Origin of the sequence: Streptosporangium roseum DSM 43021, from assembly GCF_000024865.1 — a bacterium.
Classification (GTDB): domain Bacteria; phylum Actinomycetota; class Actinomycetes; order Streptosporangiales; family Streptosporangiaceae; genus Streptosporangium; species Streptosporangium roseum.
Window position 1 is genome coordinate 8,038,731 of the sequence record NC_013595.1, and the last position, 17,432, is coordinate 8,056,162.

Annotated in this window: 10 protein-coding genes, 2 tRNA genes and 2 rRNA genes; 5 read left to right on the plus strand and 9 right to left on the minus strand. The window is 64.7% G+C overall.

Features of this window, described 5'->3' with window-relative positions; translation table 11 throughout:
- Positions 1–2 precede the first annotated feature (2 nt).
- The 3 genes from SROS_RS35130 to SROS_RS35140 form a co-directional block, all read right to left on the minus strand.
- Positions 3–3,129: ribosomal RNA gene (locus SROS_RS35130) — 23S ribosomal RNA — on the minus strand.
- Positions 3,130–3,518: 389 nt separating this feature from the next.
- A 16S ribosomal RNA gene (locus SROS_RS35135) occupies positions 3,519–5,043 on the minus strand.
- The 16S and 23S rRNA genes sit together here, the layout of an rRNA operon.
- 563 nt (positions 5,044–5,606) lie before the next feature.
- Positions 5,607–8,192: a valine--tRNA ligase gene (locus SROS_RS35140; RefSeq protein ID WP_012893704.1), complete on the minus strand. Its 2,586-nt coding sequence runs from the start codon at positions 8,190–8,192 to the stop codon at positions 5,607–5,609.
- A gap of 80 nt (positions 8,193–8,272) precedes the next feature.
- Between SROS_RS35140 and SROS_RS35145 the strand changes: the two genes are divergently transcribed.
- On the plus strand, positions 8,273–9,022 hold the full coding sequence (locus SROS_RS35145; RefSeq protein ID WP_012893705.1) for a GntR family transcriptional regulator: 750 nt from the start codon (positions 8,273–8,275) through the stop codon (positions 9,020–9,022).
- 108 nt (positions 9,023–9,130) lie between these two features.
- Here the strand turns inward: SROS_RS35145 and clpX are convergent, their stop codons facing one another.
- From clpX to SROS_RS35170, 5 genes are all read right to left on the minus strand, one after another.
- Positions 9,131–10,411, minus strand: coding sequence for an ATP-dependent Clp protease ATP-binding subunit ClpX (gene clpX / locus SROS_RS35150; RefSeq protein WP_012893706.1), 1,281 nt, complete (start codon positions 10,409–10,411; stop codon positions 9,131–9,133).
- Positions 10,412–10,604: 193 nt separating this feature from the next.
- A complete protein-coding gene (locus SROS_RS35155) occupies positions 10,605–11,249 on the minus strand; it encodes an ATP-dependent Clp protease proteolytic subunit (protein ID WP_012893707.1) in 645 nt (214 codons plus the stop codon).
- 11 nt (positions 11,250–11,260) lie between these two features.
- Entirely contained in the window at positions 11,261–11,905 is a 645-nt protein-coding gene (locus SROS_RS35160) for a ClpP family protease (protein ID WP_012893708.1), read from the minus strand.
- 370 nt (positions 11,906–12,275) lie between these two features.
- Positions 12,276–13,682, minus strand: a complete 1,407-nt coding sequence (tig, locus tag SROS_RS35165; protein WP_012893709.1) for a trigger factor — start codon at positions 13,680–13,682, stop codon at positions 12,276–12,278.
- A gap of 208 nt (positions 13,683–13,890) precedes the next feature.
- The gene (locus tag SROS_RS35170) at positions 13,891–14,757 is read right to left on the minus strand and encodes a helix-turn-helix domain-containing protein (RefSeq protein WP_012893710.1); all 867 of its coding nucleotides are present in this window, start codon (positions 14,755–14,757) and stop codon (positions 13,891–13,893) included.
- A gap of 243 nt (positions 14,758–15,000) precedes the next feature.
- Here SROS_RS35170 and SROS_RS35175 point away from each other — a divergent pair, with 243 nt between their 5' ends.
- Positions 15,001–15,510: an ATP-binding protein gene (locus SROS_RS35175; RefSeq protein ID WP_245564384.1), complete on the plus strand. Its 510-nt coding sequence runs from the start codon at positions 15,001–15,003 to the stop codon at positions 15,508–15,510.
- A gap of 334 nt (positions 15,511–15,844) precedes the next feature.
- Here the strand turns inward: SROS_RS35175 and SROS_RS35180 are convergent.
- Positions 15,845–15,918: transfer RNA gene (locus SROS_RS35180), tRNA-Pro, on the minus strand.
- 89 nt (positions 15,919–16,007) lie between these two features.
- Here SROS_RS35180 and SROS_RS35185 point away from each other — a divergent pair.
- From SROS_RS35185 to SROS_RS35195, 3 genes are all read left to right on the plus strand, one after another.
- Positions 16,008–16,078, plus strand: a tRNA-Gly gene (locus tag SROS_RS35185).
- 317 nt (positions 16,079–16,395) lie between these two features.
- Positions 16,396–16,848, plus strand: coding sequence for a hypothetical protein (locus SROS_RS35190; protein WP_043657469.1), 453 nt, complete (start codon positions 16,396–16,398; stop codon positions 16,846–16,848).
- On the plus strand, positions 16,835–17,407 hold the full coding sequence (locus tag SROS_RS35195) for a DUF3995 domain-containing protein (RefSeq protein WP_012893714.1): 573 nt from the start codon (positions 16,835–16,837) through the stop codon (positions 17,405–17,407). Before SROS_RS35190 ends, SROS_RS35195 begins: the two co-directional genes overlap by 14 nt.
- Positions 17,408–17,432: the final 25 nt, after the last annotated feature.

The window sequence follows — 17,432 nt, forward strand, 5'->3', positions numbered from 1 at the left end:
TTGTGGTCAAGTCCTCGGCCTATTAGTACCGGTCAGCTCCACACATTACTGTGCTTCCACCTCCGGCCTATCAACCCAATCGTCTATTGGGGGCCTTACCCACTCACGTGGTGGGAGACCTCATCTCAAGGCGAGCTTCCCGCTTAGATGCTTTCAGCGGTTATCCCTTCCGAACGTAGCCAACCAGCCGTGCTCCTGGCGGAACAACTGGCACACCAGAGGTTCGTCCGTCCCGGTCCTCTCGTACTAGGGACAGCTCCTTTCAAGTCTCCTGCGCGCGCAGCGGATAGGGACCGAACTGTCTCGCGACGTTCTAAACCCAGCTCGCGTACCGCTTTAATGGGCGAACAGCCCAACCCTTGGGACCTACTCCAGCCCCAGGATGCGACGAGCCGACATCGAGGTGCCAAACCATCCCGTCGATATGGACTCTTGGGGAAGATCAGCCTGTTATCCCCGGGGTACCTTTTAGCCGTTGAGCGACGGCGCTTCCACAAGCCACCGCCGGATCACTAGTCCCAGCTTTCGCTCCTGCTCGACCCGTCGGTCTCACAGTCAAGCTCCCTTGTGCACTTACACTCGACACCTGATTGCCAACCAGGCTGAGGGAACCTTTGGGCGCCTCCGTTACTCTTTAGGAGGCAACCGCCCCAGTTAAACTACCCACCAGACACTGTCCCTGATCCGGATCACGGACCGAAGTTAGACGTTCAAAACGACCAGAGTGGTATTTCACCAATGACTCCACCGCCACTAGCGTGACAGCTTCACAGTCTCCCACCTATCCTACACAAGACGTTCCAAACGCCAATGTCAAGCTGTAGTGAAGGTCCCGGGGTCTTTCCGTCCTGCTGCGCGTAACGAGCATCTTTACTCGTAGTGCAATTTCGCCGGGTCTGCGGTTGAGACAGCGGGGAAGTCGTTACGCCATTCGTGCAGGTCGGAACTTACCCGACAAGGAATTTCGCTACCTTAGGATGGTTATAGTTACCACCGCCGTTTACTGGCGCTTAAGTTCTCAGCTTCGCCACATTACTGCAGCTAACCGGTCCCCTTAACGTTCCAGCACCGGGCAGGCGTCAGTCCGTATACATCGTCTTACGACTTCGCACGGACCTGTGTTTTTAGTAAACAGTCGCTTCCCCCTGGCCTCTGCGACCCCCACCAGCTCCGAACGCAAAGGTTCATCACCAGCGAAGGCCCCCCTTCTCCCGAAGTTACGGGGGCAATTTGCCGAGTTCCTTAACCACAGTTCACCCGATCGCCTTGGTATTCTCTACCTGACCACCTGAGTCGGTTTCGGGTACGGGCCGCCACGACACTCACTAGAGGCTTTTCTCGGCAGCATAGGATCACCCACTTCGCCACAATCGGCTCGGCATCACATCTCAGGATACATGAGAGGCGGATTTGCCTACCTCTCTCCCTACATGCTTACCCCAGGACTACCATCGCCTGGGCTGGGCTACCTTCCTGCGTCACCCCATCGCTTACCTACTACCAGATCAGGCCAGGCGTTCACTCTGACGCCGTCCCCGAAGGGACAACCGAGTTAAGGACCCTTAGTATCACTGGATTCAGTATTGGCGCATCGTAGCGGGTACGGGAATATCAACCCGTTGTCCATCGACTACGCCTGTCGGCCTCGCCTTAGGTCCCGACTTACCCTGGGCGGATTAGCCTGGCCCAGGAACCCTTGGTCATCCGGCGCAGAAGTTTCTCACTTCTGATTCGCTACTCATGCCTGCATTCTCACTCGCACGGCCTCCACAACTAGATCACTCTGCTGCTTCGCCGGCCGCACGACGCTCCCCTACCCATCCACACACCTAGACAGACAAGCTGCCAGGTTAATGCGTGAATGCCACGACTTCGGCGGTGTACTTGAGCCCCGCTACATTGTCGGCGCGGAATCACTTGACCAGTGAGCTATTACGCACTCTTTCAAGGATGGCTGCTTCTAAGCCAACCTCCTGGTTGTCACTGCGACTCCACATCCTTTCCCACTTAGCACACGCTTAGGGGCCTTAGTCGGTGGTCTGGGCTGTTTCCCTCTCGACTACGGAGCTTATCCCCCGCAGTCTCACTGCTGCGCTCTCACTTACCGGCATTCGGAGTTTGGCTGACGTCAGTAACCTTGTCGGGCCCATTAGCCATCCAGTGCTCTACCTCCGGCAAGAAACACGCAACGCTGCACCTAAATGCATTTCGGGGAGAACCAGCTATCACGGAGTTTGATTGGCCTTTCACCCCTAAACACAGGTCATCCCCCAGGTTTTCAACCCTGGTGGGTTCGGTCCTCCACGCGGTCTTACCCGCGCTTCAACCTGCCCATGCCTAGATCACTCCGCTTCGGGTCTACAGCATGCGACTCAAACGCCCTATTCAGACTCGCTTTCGCTACGGCTCCCCCACACGGGTTAACCTCGCCACACACCATAACTCGCAGGCTCATTCTTCAAAAGGCACGCAGTCACATCACAGACGCCCGAAGACGTCTACGCTCCTACGGCTTGTAGGCACACGGTTTCAGGTACTATTTCACGACCCCTCACCGGGGCGCTTTTCACCTTTCCCTCACGGTACTTGTTCACTATCGGTCATCAGGGAGTATTTAGGCTTACCAGGTGGTCCTGGCAGATTCACACAGGATTTCTCGGGCCCCGTGCTACTTGGGATCCCCTCAAACAGTCGACAAGATTTCGCCTACCCGGCTCTCACGGTCTACGGCGCAACTTCCCAGAAACTTCGGCTATCCCATCGATTTCTCACTGCTTGGAGAAGCGGCAGCCTCTCCCAGAGGGTCCCACAACCCCGCACACGCAACGCCTGCCGGCTATCACACGCATACGGTTTAGCCTCTTCCGCTTTCGCTCACCACTACTCACGGAATCACTATTTGTTTTCTCTTCCTACGGGTACTGAGATGTTTCACTTCCCCGCGTTACCACCAACCGCCCTATACATTCAGGCGGAGGCAACACCACATGACTGGTGCTAGGTTTCCCCATTCGGACATCCCCGGATCAAAGTCAGGTTGGCGACTCCCCGGGGCTTAACGCAGCCTCCCACGTCCTTCATCGGCTCCTGATGCCAAGGCATCCACCGTGTGCCCTAAAAAACTTGGCCACAAAGATGCTCGCGTCCACTATGCAAATCTCAAACAACAAACAGCGACCGAACCGCACCCGCCACCAGACACCCGGGACAACACCCAGGCCGATGTGACAGAAGGCCGGTCCCGCACGAGGTCAAACAGACAGCAAGCCCGCCTCAGCGGGCCCGCCCGGTCCGTTTCCTCAGGACCCAACAGTGTGTCCAACCAGTCCGACCCTCCGCAGCCGGCGTTCCCACTCCCAGCTCCTCCGAAGAAGAGACAGGCGGTACTAGCGGCCCGGCGAATGCGGTCCGGTTGAGTAGCCAGTGCTCCACTAATGAGCGCGTCACGTGCAGAACGTTCGCCTGCAGACATGACATGGACCACGGACCACCAGGTGGCCGCAGTCGATGCTCCTTAGAAAGGAGGTGATCCAGCCGCACCTTCCGGTACGGCTACCTTGTTACGACTTCGTCCCAATCGCCAGCCCCACCTTCGACCGCTCCCCCCAGACAAGCTGGTTGGGCCACGGGCTTCGGGTGTTGCCGACTTTCGTGACGTGACGGGCGGTGTGTACAAGGCCCGGGAACGTATTCACCGCAGCGTTGCTGATCTGCGATTACTAGCGACTCCGACTTCATGGGGTCGAGTTGCAGACCCCAATCCGAACTGAGACCGGCTTTTTGGGATTCGCTCCACCTCACGGTATCGCAACCCTCTGTACCGGCCATTGTAGCATGTTTGCAGCCCAAGACATAAGGGGCATGATGACTTGACGTCATCCCCACCTTCCTCCGAGTTGACCCCGGCAGTCTCCAATGAGTCCCCACCACCCCCGAAGGAGCGTGCTGGCAACATTGAACAAGGGTTGCGCTCGTTGCGGGACTTAACCCAACATCTCACGACACGAGCTGACGACAGCCATGCACCACCTGTCACCCGATCCGAAGAGGCACCCATCTCTGAGTGTTTCCGGGCGATGTCAAGCCTTGGTAAGGTTCTTCGCGTTGCGTCGAATTAAGCAACATGCTCCGCCGCTTGTGCGGGCCCCCGTCAATTCCTTTGAGTTTTAGCCTTGCGGCCGTACTCCCCAGGCGGGGCGCTTAATGCGTTAGCTACGGCGCGGAAACCGTGGAAGGTCCCCACACCTAGCGCCCAACGTTTACAGCGTGGACTACCAGGGTATCTAATCCTGTTCGCTCCCCACGCTTTCGCTCCTCAGCGTCAGGTAAGGCCCAGAGAACCGCCTTCGCCACCGGTGTTCCTCCTGATATCTGCGCATTTCACCGCTACACCAGGAATTCCGTTCTCCCCTACCTACCTCTAGCCAGCCCGTATCGAATGCAGACCTGGAGTTAAGCCCCAAGCTTTCACACCCGACGTGACAAGCCACCTACGAGCTCTTTACGCCCAATAATTCCGGACAACGCTTGCGCCCTACGTATTACCGCGGCTGCTGGCACGTAGTTAGCCGGCGCTTCTTCTGCAGGTACACGTCAACTTCGTCCCTGCTGAAAGAGGTTTACAACCCGAAGGCCGTCATCCCCCACGCGGCGTCGCTGCGTCAGGCTTTCGCCCATTGCGCAATATTCCCCACTGCTGCCTCCCGTAGGAGTCTGGGCCGTGTCTCAGTCCCAGTGTGGCCGGTCGCCCTCTCAGGCCGGCTACCCGTCGTCGCCTTGGTAGGCCGTTACCCCACCAACAAGCTGATAGGCCGCGAGTCCATCCCCAACCGAAAAAACTTTCCACCACCATCCCATGCGAGAAGTGGTCGTATCCGGTATTAGACCCAGTTTCCCGGGCTTATCCCAGAGTCAGGGGCAGGTTACTCACGTGTTACTCACCCGTTCGCCGCTCGAGTACCCCGAAGGGCCTTTCCGCTCGACTTGCATGTGTTAAGCACGCCGCCAGCGTTCGTCCTGAGCCAGGATCAAACTCTCCAAACAATGTTTGAAAGGTTTTCCCAGCTGAAAGCACCCGATTCGCATCGGATGTATCAACCAAAGGAATCCGTCCCCCACTAAAAATGGGTTGGACGGGGTTGTGCTTCATGCACTGGCTTTTAACACACTGTTGAGTTCTCAAGAAACGGACGCGTTCTCCGTCGCCGTGACCGTGGTCCCGACTTCGGGGCGTTTCGTTCGTTCCGTTGTGTCTTTATTCTTTCAGGCCCGCTTTTTCGTGTCAAACCGGCCCGTTTCGAACCACTTGACTTGATCTAGCTGGACTTACCAGAATTCCGACCACCCCGTTTCCGGAGCAACCCTTCTAACTTACTCCGACATCCAACCTCTGTCCAACCGTGCAGACAGGACCGGATTTTCGGTGATCTTTTAGAGGGGGGTGCAGGAGCTCGTCCTGCTTGATGAACTCTAGCAGTCCACTAGGGCTGCCATGACCCACTTCGCGGTAACAACTAGGTCTTCCCTGGGCCAGCGGCTTCCAAACGCGGGAGCCCGGAGTCAACGGACTCCGGGCTCCCGATCAAGAACGCACCTCGGATGCGTGCTCAGCCGGCGGGAAGCGCCGCCAGCTGGGCGGCCAGCCGCGTGATGTCCTGATCGGCCTGAGCCGCACGGGCCCGGACCTTGGTCACCACGTCGTCGGGCGCCTTCGACATGAACTGTTCGTTGCCGAGCTTGGCCGCCACCTGTGCGGCCTCCTTCCGCGCCACGGCGAGATCCTTCTCCAGGCGCTTGCGCTCGGCCGCCACGTCGATCGTCCCCGCCGTGTCGATCTCCACGACGATCCCGCTCACATCGAGGCGGGCCGTGGCGGCGAAGGATTCCGACGGCTGGTCGAGCCGGAGGAGCGATCGGATCGCGCCCTCGTGCGAGGCGAGGGCCGTACCGGCCAGGGACAGGCGTGCGGCGACCCGCTGGCCGGGCTTGAGACCCTGGTCGGAACGGAACCTGCGGACCTCGGTGACCAGACCCTGGACGGCGAGGACCTCCTCCTCGGCCGAGGGGTCGCGCAACGACTCCCGGACCGTCGGCCACGGTGCGACGGCGATCGACTCACCCCCGGTGACCGCCCGCCACAGCTCTTCGGTGACGAACGGCACCAGCGGATGGAGCAGCCGCAGGAGCGAGTCGAAGACGTGGCCCAGCACGAGCCGGGTGTGCTCCTGGCCCGAGGCGATCTGGATCTTGGCGAGCTCCACGTACCAGTCGCAGACCTCATCCCAGGCGAAGTGGTACAGCAGGTCGGAGACCTTGGCGAACTCGAAGTCCTCGAAGGCCGCGTCCACCGACGCGACGACCTCCTGGAGCCGGGAGAGGATCCACCTGTCGGCCGCGGTCAGCTCCTCGACCGGGAGCTCGCCGACCGCCGCGCCGTTCATCAGTGCGAAGCGCGTGGCGTTCCAGATCTTGTTGCAGAAGTTGCGGGAGCCTCCGGCCCACTCCTCGCTGATCGCCACATCGGAGCCGGGGTTGGCACCGCGCAGCAGCGTGAAGCGGGTGGCGTCGGCGCCGAAGCGCTCGACCCAGTCGAGCGGGTCCACCACGTTGCCGAACGACTTCGACATCTTCTTGCCGTACTGGTCACGGACCATGCCGTGCAGGGCCACCGTACGGAACGGGGGCCGGCCGTCCATCGCGTAGATGCCGAACATCATCATCCTGGCGACCCAGAAGAACAGGATGTCGTAGCCGGTGACCAGGACGGAGGTCGGATAGAACTTGGCCAGCTCCGGCGTCTTGTCCGGCCAGCCCAGGGTGGAGAAGGGCCACAGGCCGGAGGAGAACCAGGTGTCGAGGACATCCGGGTCCTGGACGTATCCGGCGGGCGACTCCTCGTCCGGCCCGACGCAGACGACCTCGCCGGCCGGGCCGTACCAGACCGGGATCCGGTGGCCCCACCACAGCTGCCGCGAGATGCACCAGTCGTGCATGTCGTCGACCCAGTCGAAGTAGCGCTTGGCCAGCTCCGGCGGGTGGATCCTCGTCTGGCCGTCGCGGACCGCGTCACCGGCGGCCTTGGCCAGCGGGGAGACGTTGACGAACCACTGCAGCGAGAGCCGGGGCTCCACCACGGTCTTGCAGCGCGAGCAGTGTCCGACCGAGTGGAGGTAGGGCCGCTTCTCCGCGACGATCCGGCCCTGCTCGCGCAGGGCGGCCACGACCGCGGGCCGGGCCTCGAAGCGGTCCAGTCCCTGGAACGGGCCGTGGGCGGTGATCACACCGCGCTCGTCCATGACCGTGATGGACGGCAGCGAGTGGCGGCGGCCGATCTCGAAGTCGTTCGGGTCGTGCGCCGGGGTGACCTTGACCGCGCCGGTGCCGAAGGCGGGGTCGACGTGCTCGTCGGCCACGACCGGGATCCGGCGGCCGGTGAGCGGGAGCTCGACCTCCCGGCCGACCAGGTGCGCGTAACGCTCGTCGGACGGGTGCACTGCCACGGCGGTGTCACCGAGCATGGTCTCGGCGCGGGTGGTCGCGACGACGATGGAGTCGTCGCCGTCGCCGTACCGGATCGAGACGAGCTCGCCCTCGTCCTCGCTGTGCTCCACCTCGATGTCCGACAGCGCGGTCAGGCAGCGCGGGCACCAGTTGATGATGCGCTCGGCGCGGTAGATGAGCCCGTCGTCGAAGAGCTTCTTGAAGATCGTCTGGACGGCGCGGGAGAGCCCGGGGTCCATGGTGAAGCGCTCGCGCGACCAGTCGACGCCGTCGCCGAGCTTCCTCATCTGGCCGAGGATCCGGCCGCCGGACTCCTCCTTCCACTGCCACACGCGCTCGACGAAGGCCTCTCTGCCCAGGTCGTGCCGGGACAGGCCGTCCTTGGCGATTTCACGCTCGACGACGTTCTGGGTGGCGATGCCGGCGTGGTCCATGCCCGGCAGCCAGAGCGTCTCCTGGCCGCGCATGCGGGCGCGGCGGGTCAGCGCGTCCTGGATGGAGTGGTCGAGGGCGTGGCCGATGTGCAGGACACCGGTCACGTTCGGCGGGGGCAGGACGATGCTGTACGGCTCGCGCTCGCTGCTCGGGTCCGCGGTGAAATATCCCTCCGACACCCAGCGCTCGTAGCTCCGGGTCTCCACGTCGGCGGGCGTGTACTGGGTGGGCAGCTCTGGCGTCGTCACGGTGTCCAATTCTAGGGACGTCCGGGTGGTCGATGTCCCATGCTCTCAAGTCTTGAAAGGTGTCTATACATCTTCTAGCTTATTTATACATGTCCACTCTTTACCGGCGGCTTGCCGACGAGCTACGTGCCGGCATCGCCGGCGGGACCTACCCGCCCGGATCCCGGCTGCCGTCGGAGAGCGAGCTGGCGGAGCGGCACGGGGCTTCGCGGGGGACCGTCCGCCAGGCGTTCACCGTGCTCGCGGCCGATGGGCTGATCTCCTCGCGCAAGGGCACCCGGCGGCTGGTCCTGGGACCGGCCCCCAGGCAGAGCTTCAGCCAGTTGCACAGCTTCTCCCGGTGGGCGGCGTCGATCGGCGAGACCCCGGGCGTACGGATGGTGGAGCTGGTCCGGCGCGAGCCGACGGAGCTGGAGGCCGAGCGGCTGGGGCTCTCTCCGGGCACCCGGATCTACCACCTGACCCGCGTCCGGCTGCTGTCCGGCCGGCCGGTGATGGTCGAGCGCACCGCCTACGTGGAACGGATCGGCGCCCTCGTCGGCGGGATCGCCGCCGAGGGTGGCGACGAGTCCGTCACCGCCCGGCTGGAGGAGCTCGGCGTGGTGTTCGCCCACGCCGAGCACACCGTCAGCGCGATCACAGCCGAGGCCGAGGACGCCCGCCTGCTCGGCGTCCGCCCCCACAGCGCCCTGCTGCGCGAGCTCCGCCGTACCACCGACCCCGACAACCGCCCGCTGGAGTGGTCCGACGACCGCTATCTCGGCGACGCCGTCGCCTTCACCGTGCACACCTCGGTGCGGGCCAGCACCCTCATCCGCTCCTCCGTCCCCTCCCGCTGAGGCGGCCCTCTCCCCGCGCACGGGCCGATCCGGTCAGGGGGGGCCGTACCGCGGAGACGGCGACGCCCCCGCAGAGTGACTCTGCGGGGGCGTCGCCGTGCGGACGGGTTACGCGGACTTCTCGCGTGGCGGCCGCTGCTGCTTGTTGAGCTGGTCACGCGGCACGAGCGTCGGGTTGACGTGCTCCAGCACCGACTCGCGGGTGATGACGACACGGGCCACGTCCTGGCGGGAGGGCACCTCGTACATCACCGACAGGAGGACCTCCTCCAGGATGGCCCGCAGGCCACGCGCGCCGGTGCCGCGCAGGATCGCCTGGTCGGCGATGGCCTCCAGGGCGTCGTCGGTGAACTCCAGCTCGACGTTGTCCAGCTCGAACAGACGGCGGTACTGCTTCACCAGGGCGTTGCGCGGCTCGGTGAGGATCTGGATGAGCGCGTCGCGGTCGAGGTTGTGCACGCTGGTGATCACCGGAAGACGGCCGACGAACTCGGGGATCATGCCGAACTTCAGCAGATCCTCGGGCATGACGTCGCCGAAGATGTCGGAGGAGTCGACGTCTTCCTTGGAGTGGATGATGGCGTTGAAGCCGATGCCCTTCCTGCCGACCCGGGACTCGATGATCTTTTCGAGCCCGGCGAAGGCACCACCGCAGATGAACAGCACGTTGGTGGTGTCGATCTGGATGAACTCCTGGTGGGGATGCTTGCGCCCGCCCTGCGGCGGCACACTCGCCGTGGTGCCCTCCAGTATCTTCAGCAGGGCCTGCTGCACGCCCTCACCGGAGACGTCCCTGGTGATCGAGGGGTTCTCGCTCTTGCGAGCGATCTTGTCCACCTCGTCGATGTAGATGATGCCGGTCTCGGCCTTCTTGACGTCGTAGTCAGCGGCCTGGATCAGCTTGAGAAGTATGTTCTCGACGTCCTCGCCCACGTAGCCCGCCTCCGTCAGGGCGGTGGCGTCGGCGATGGCGAACGGCACGTTCAGCATCTTCGCCAACGTCTGGGCGAGCAGTGTCTTGCCGGATCCGGTCGGGCCCAGGAGCAGGATGTTGGACTTGGACAGCTCGATGCCGTCGTCACGCCCGCGCTCACCGGACTGCACCCGCTTGTAGTGGTTGTACACCGCCACCGAGAGTGCCTTCTTCGCCTGGTCCTGACCGATGACGTAGGCGTCGAGGAACTCGTAGATCTCCCTGGGCTTGGGCAGACTGTCCCACTTGAGCTCCGAGGACTCGCTGAGCTCCTCTTCGATGATCTCGTTGCAGAGATCGATGCACTCATCGCAGATGTATACGCCGGGTCCGGCGATGAGCTTCTTGACCTGCTTCTGGCTCTTCCCACAGAAAGAGCACTTCAGCAGGTCTCCCCCGTCGCCGATGCGTGCCACCCCAGATACTCCTTTGCGTGGGACCGCTCTGGCTGCCGCGGTCCGTTTCTTCCGACCGGCCCGATACCCGGTACGAAAAGTCATCCCGCTCAGGTTTCGACGTTACCGTCTTCTGAGCCCTCAGTGAGCCCCCTAGCGGCGAGTCGCACCGGAACGTGCCCAATTGGGCACCGTTCCGGTGCGATGGGCCTCATTAAGAGGCTATGGCCTTGGCCAGCTTCTTGCGGGACGGGATGATGTCGTCGATCAGCCCGTACGCCTTGGCCTCCTCGGCATCGAGGATCTTGTCGCGCTCGATGTCCTTGCGGACCTCGGCGGGCGTCTTGCCCGAATGCCGGGCCAGGATCGTCTCCATCTGCGAACGCATGCGCAGGATCTCCCGCGCCTGGATCTCGATGTCGCTTCCCTGGCCGCCACCCTCGGTGGAGGGCTGGTGGATCAGCATGCGGGCGTTCGGCAGGGCGAACCGCTTGCCGGCCGTACCGCCGGCCAGCAGGATCGCCGCGGCCGAGGCCGCCTGCCCGAGACAGACGGTCTGGATCTCCGGCCGGACGAACTGCATCGTGTCGTAGATCGCCATCATGGCGGTGAACGACCCGCCCGGCGAGTTGATGTAGACACTGATGTCACGGTCGGGGTCGAGGGACTCCAACGTCAGCAGCTGGGCCATGACGTCGTTGGCCGACGCGTCGTCCACCTGCACGCCGAGGAAGATGATGCGGTCCTCGAACAGCTTGTTGTACGGGTTCATCTCCTTGACGCCGTAGGACGTGCGCTCGACGAAGGAGGGAAGAACATAACGGCCGTTGATGTCTCCCGGCCGGATCAACTCACTCACCTTGTGCCCCTTCAGGAGACGGCGCCCGTGGAGGGCACCTGCCGCGCGCTACGGACGACCTGGTCGATGAAGCCGTAGTCCTTGGCCTCTTCCGCCGTGAACCAGCGGTCGCGGTCGGAGTCGGCCTCGATCTGGTCAAGCGGCTGACCGGTGTGGAAGGCGATGCGCTCGGCAAGAGTCTTCTTGACGTAGAGCATCTGCTCCGCCTGGATGGCGATGTCGGCGGCGGTACCGCCGATGCCTCCGGACGGCTGGTGCATCATGATGCGGGCGTGCGGCAGGGCGTAGCGCTTGCCCTTCTCGCCGGCGCAGAGGAGGAACTGGCCCATGGAAGCGGCCAGACCCATCGCGACCGTGCACACATTGTTCGGCACGTATTCCATCATGTCGTAAATCGCCATACCGGCGGTCACCGATCCGCCTGGCGAGTTGATGTACAGCCAGATGTCCCGGTCCGGGTCGTCCGCGGCGAGCAGGAGCAGCTCGGCACAGATTCGGTTGGCGATCTCGTCGTTGACCTGGGTGCCCAGCACGATGATGCGCTCACGCAGCAGCCGCTGGTAGAGCTGGTCTTCGAGCCTGAACGAGCCGTTCGGCTGGCTCATCGACTCGGGCCCGGAGCCGGTCGGCTGGTAGAAGGTCGGCGGGCTGGTCACAGCGTCACCTTCCGATGCGTCGTAATCGATTGGCTTTGCTTGTGACCTTAACGCGCGCCGCCCACCGGACATGCCCCCTCCAGGTGCTGTTCGCTGACGGCGCATGCTCACCACCCCGTCCCAAGCCCCTTCAGACAGCCCTTCAGGACCAGTTTCCGCCCAGGCCGACCAGCGTGTCGGCGCCGGGTCCCCGGGCGCGGAACCACCGTTTCCGGGGCAAGCATCGCCTTCGGGTACGGCCCGCGGCCCCTCAGTGCCGTCCAGACGGCCGCTCGTCCCTCGCCGGGACGGAGGAGGCGACACCGGGAAACGACGAGGCCCCCCTCCGTGCCAGGCACGTCGGGGGGCGTCGGGCGCGTCGCGGCGGAGCCTACTTGGCGGCCTCGGCCTCGGCGGGCTTGTCAGCCGAGTTCTCGTTCGACTCCTCGGCGTCCTCCTCCGCGGACTCCTCACCGTTGATCTCGGTGTAGATGGCCTTGAGGTCCACCTCGTTGCCGGCCTCGTCGGTCACCTTGGCGGCGTCACCGACGACACTCTTGGCCTTGTCCCGGACGATCTCGACCATGGCCAGCGTGAGCTGGTCGTTGTCGGCGAGGTGCTGGGCGAGCGTGTTCGGGGCGACGTTCATCTGCATGGCGCGGCGCACCACGAAGTTGGTCAGCTCCTGCTCGCTGACACCGAGCTCCTCGGCCTTGACGATCTTGTCAAGGACGAAGCCGGTCTTGAGCGCCTTGGCGGCGTTCTCGTCGAACTCGGCGTACCGCTCCTCCTCGGTGGTCTGGTAGAGGCGGAAGTACGCCTCCTTGCTCAGGCCACTCTCGGCGATCTGGTGCTCGAGGTTGTGCTTGCGGTTGTCGACCTCGGCCTTGAACGCGCTCTCCGGCAGCGGAATGTCGATCTTGGCGAGGAGGGCGTCCAGAGCGTTCTCGCGGGCCTGGACGACCTGGTCGATCAGCTTGTTGCGACGGGCCTGCTCCCGGATGCTGTCCTTGAGCTCGTCGAGGCTGTCGAACTCGCTGGCAAGCTGGGCGAACTCGTCGTCGAGCTCGGGGAGGACCTTCTCCTTGACGCTCTTGATGGTGATGGTGACCACGGCCTCCTCGCCGGCGTTCTCGCCGCCGACCAGGCTCGTGGTGAACTCCTTGGTGTCACCGGCGGACATGCCGACCAGCGCGTCGTCCAGGCCCTGCAGCACCGAGCCGGCGCCGACCTCGTAGGAGACGTCGTTGGCCTGCTGCTCCTCGATGTTCACACCGTCGATCGCGGCGGCGAGGTCCATGACGACGTAGTCGCCGTTGGCGGCGGCGCGCTCGACACCGGTCAGCGTCGCGAAGCGCTGGCGCAGGCCGTCCAGCTGGCCGTCGACGTCCTCGTCGGATACCTCGGCGACCGGGACGGTCACCTCGAGGCCCTGGAAGTCGGGAACGTCGAAGTTCGGGCGGATGTCCACCTCGGCGGTGAACTCGACCTGCTCGCCGTCCTCGATCTTGGTGACCTCGATCTCCGGCTGGCTGACCGGGAAGATGTCGCTCGCGTCGACGGCCTGGCCGTACAGCTTCGGCACGGCGTCGTTGAGGGTCTCCTCCAGCACCACCGCGCGGCCGAAACGCTGCTCGATGATCCGGGCCGGAACCTTGCCGGGGCGGAAGCCGGGAACGCGCACCTGCTGCGCGACCTTCTTGTACGCCGCCTGCAGGCTCTCGCCGAGCTCCTCGAACGGCACCTCGACAGTGAGCTTGACCCGAGTCGGGCTGAGCTCCTCCACAGCGGTCTTCACGGGGTGGTCTCCTTGATCAAGCTTCGAGTGATCGCGGGCGCGTCAAGTCGTACGGCTACCGCGGCAAGCTCGCGCGCCGCGCCCACATGAGCGGCACCGGGCACAGCCGTCGAGACATGCGAGATTAGGGCATGCTCCACTGTGGCGGGTGTCCAGCGCCGCTGGCCAGTCTAGGGCAGACCTACACCTCGGAGCGACCGCTGCTTGTTCAGTTCTCCTTGATGATGCGCCTCAGGATCTCGGTGGTCTCCCCCGGGGTGGTGCTGACAGCGCACAACCGCTCCATGACTTCGCTGTAGCGGTCGACTTCCTCTCGTTTGTCCAGATAGAGCGCGCTGGCGAGCTGTTCGACGTAGACCACGTCGGGGAGCTCCTGGTCCTGGAAGCGCAACACGCTGAAGGCTCCGCCCTCCGCGCTGTGGCCGCCGAAGCTGAACGGCATCACCTGAATCGTGATGTTGGGCTGGCGCATGAGGTCCAGCAGGTGTTCCAGCTGGGCCCGCATCACCTCGGTACCCCCGATGGGACGCCGCAGCGCCGCCTCGTCGATGACCGCCCAGAAGAACGGCCCGTCGGGGCGGTCGAGCACCTGCTGGCGCTCCATCCGCAGGTCGACGCGGCGGGTGATCTCCTCGGGGGCGACCCCGGCGCTCCCCGCGGTGATGACCGCCTTGGCGTACTCCTCCGTCTGGAGCAGGCCCGGCACGAACTGCACCTCGTAGGTGCGGATCCGGGAGGCCGCCTCCTCCAGGCCGACGTAGGTCTGGAACCACGAGGGCAGCAGGTCGTTGAACCGGTGCCACCAGCCGGGCTCGTTGGCCCTGAGCAGGAGGTCCATCACCGCCGAACGGGCCGCCTCGTCCTCCACCCCGTAGAAGGTGAGCAGGTCGGCGACATCGCGCTCTCTCAGGCCGACCCGTCCGAGCTCCATCCTGCTGATCTTGGATTCGGAGCCCCGGATCAGGTGCGCGGCCTCTTCCCGTGACAGACCCTTGGCCTCACGCAGCCGGCGCAGTTGGGAGCCCAAAAGGATACGCAGAGCTGTGGGACCTGATCCCTGTTGAACCTGCGTCACTTCGCCTCCCTCTTCACTTGGGCCAGCGCACACAGTGTCACCACTTCCGGCCTCGATGACAAGGTCTCAACACCGTGTCCGATTCGCCAACCTCCTGTCGTAACCGCCCATGCTGCTGCACATTGCAACTGCACGTGCATTTGGGTCTTGCAGCGGACCTTCCGGTGACCCATGATGGCCTAGTGCATATTGGGCTTATGGTGCACAGGCTCTGAAAACTCACAACTGGCACGGAGACTCACGATGACAGCGGGAGGTACCGGCAGGATGGTGGAGGAGCCTAAATCGGCTGCCGACTACCTGCAGGCGACTCGTGATGTCGGCTTCGACGAGCTGCTCGGGGCCAACCACTCCGACGCCACGGCATGCCCGCTCCCCCGGCAGGCCGATTCCGTGAAGACCGCGCGAGATGTGACCCGATCGACACTGAGCGACTGGGGTCTTTCGGAACTGAGTGATGACGCAGCGCTAGTGGTTTCGGAACTGGTGACGAACGCGGTCCGTTACGCGCTGTGCCCGCCCAGTCAGATCGAGACCACCCCGATCACCCTGATGCTGCTGCACCTGTCGCCCCACGTGCTGCTCGCCGTGGCCGACCCCAGCGACGAGGTCCCCACCCCCAAGGAGCCGGACTTCATCTCCGAGAACGGCAGGGGCCTCTACATCGTGGAGACCTACAGCCAGTGCTGGGGCTGGGACCACCTCGACCGCGGCGGCAAGGCCGTCTGGGCCCTCTTCAGCGGCACGGTCTGACCCGCTCGCAGCCCGGCCCGCTCCCTGCAGCGCCCCCGGCACGCCCTGCCCACGTACGGCCCGCCCCACAGCGCCTCCCCGTACGGCCCGCTCCACTCCCGCCCGCGTAGGGCCCGCCCCTGTAGGGCCCGCCCCTGTACGGCCCGCCCCACAGAACCTCCCGTACGGCCCGCCCCCGTAGGCCTCGGCCGTATGGCCTTCCCCGCGCGGCCTCGCCGCACGATCCGCCGTGGAGCGCCGCCGCACGTCCGATTCCGGCCATGCGATCCGCCGCCCGGAGAACGGAAAAGGCCGCCCCCGGAGATCGGAGACGGCCTCTAGCTCGCCATACGTGTCGGGGTGACAGGATTTGAACCTGCGGCCCCCTGCTCCCAAAGCAGGTGCGCTACCAAGCTGCGCCACACCCCGGTCCGTCGGGTACGCGCTCGCTCCGGAACTCCGGTACGATTACGCCCTGACGACCGGATGAAGTCTAGACCAGACTGACACCGGCTCGCGCGGACGTAGCTCAATGGTAGAGCCCCAGTCTTCCAAACTGGCTACGCGGGTTCGATTCCCGTCGTCCGCTCAGATGACAGAAGGCCAGGTCAACCGGTATCCGGAGACCTGGCCTTCTGCTTTCCGGCAAAACTTTACGATCTTCCGTGCCCGTGGCGTGCCCGATGGCCTCCGTGCCCGCCGTACCGGCCCTTTCGAATGCTCGCCCGCTCACGATCGCGGCCCTTCCACGAGGCAGCCGACCCCTTCGCGACCCGCCCGCGAGTGATCTCGCCGCGGTGCCGTGGCGAGCGCCGGCTCGATCCGGGGAGAGTTCCCCTTCTGGGGGGAGGCGCCTCCCCCGCCATGGGGAGGGAGGCCCGGTGTGCGGTCTCTACGGTCGCAGTCATGGATGATTCTGAGCGCCCGCGAAGCTGGCCGGCTTACGCGGTGGCGGTGCTGTTCCTCGGTTACGCCGCGGGGAAGGCGGCCTTCGCCCTGCAGGCCCGGCTCGGGTTCCCGGGCGGGCCGCCCGTGTCGGCGGCCGAGACCGGGAGCTATTTCATGGAGGCGGCCACCGCGCAGTGGCTCGCGACCGCGTCCGGCGTGCTGGGTGCGTGTGTCGCCATCGCCACGGTCACGGCGCTGGGGCGCAGGGTGCCGAGAACGTTGATGCTGCTCGTGCTGACCGGGATGCTGCTGGCCGTCGGCGGCGGCGCGGGGATCATGGTCGTGGACGGGTTCGTCGGCATGGGTGTGGGCTGGCAGTGGTACCACGGAGTCCTCGGGATCCTCGTGATCGGGCTGTTCCTGGAGATGACCCGGTCCTACGCGGCGGCGACGCGACGTGTCGCGGGCTGATCGGGCGCGGGTGGGCGCGTACGGGGCGGCGGTGTGCGCCGCGGCGTACGGATCGATGAAGCTCGCCCAGGCGCTGGGGGCCAACGCGCTGGCCGACAAGGACCCGCTACCCCCGCACCTGCGCGAACAGCTGCTCGCCCGTGATCCCCTGTTCGTGGCGAGCCACTGGTTGCTGGCCGGTGCCGCGCTGGTCGGTGTCATCGTCGCGCTGGCCACCGTACGGCCCTGGGGCGCGAGAGTCCCGCGCCGGCTGCTGCTCACGATCGTCTGGACGCTGGGGGCCTTCATGATCGTCCGGTCGATCGGGGTGCTGGGGTTCGGCTTCGTCGGCGACACACTGCTGCTGACCGGGGTCCGCCCGACCCCGGTCGAGCACGCCGCGCTGGCTCACACCCTGGCGCGCTGGGATCTGCTGCTGTGGTCGCCGTTCTTCCTGCTCTGGGGGTTGTGCTGGGCGACGGCCGGATGGCGGCTACACCGGCGCGGCTCGCCCGCCGGCAGCGGCGGCGGGAAGGCGGTCAAGAGGGGACCACGGCGACTCGCGGACACGGCGAAATGATCCGTGACCTGCGGCGTAGCAGGTC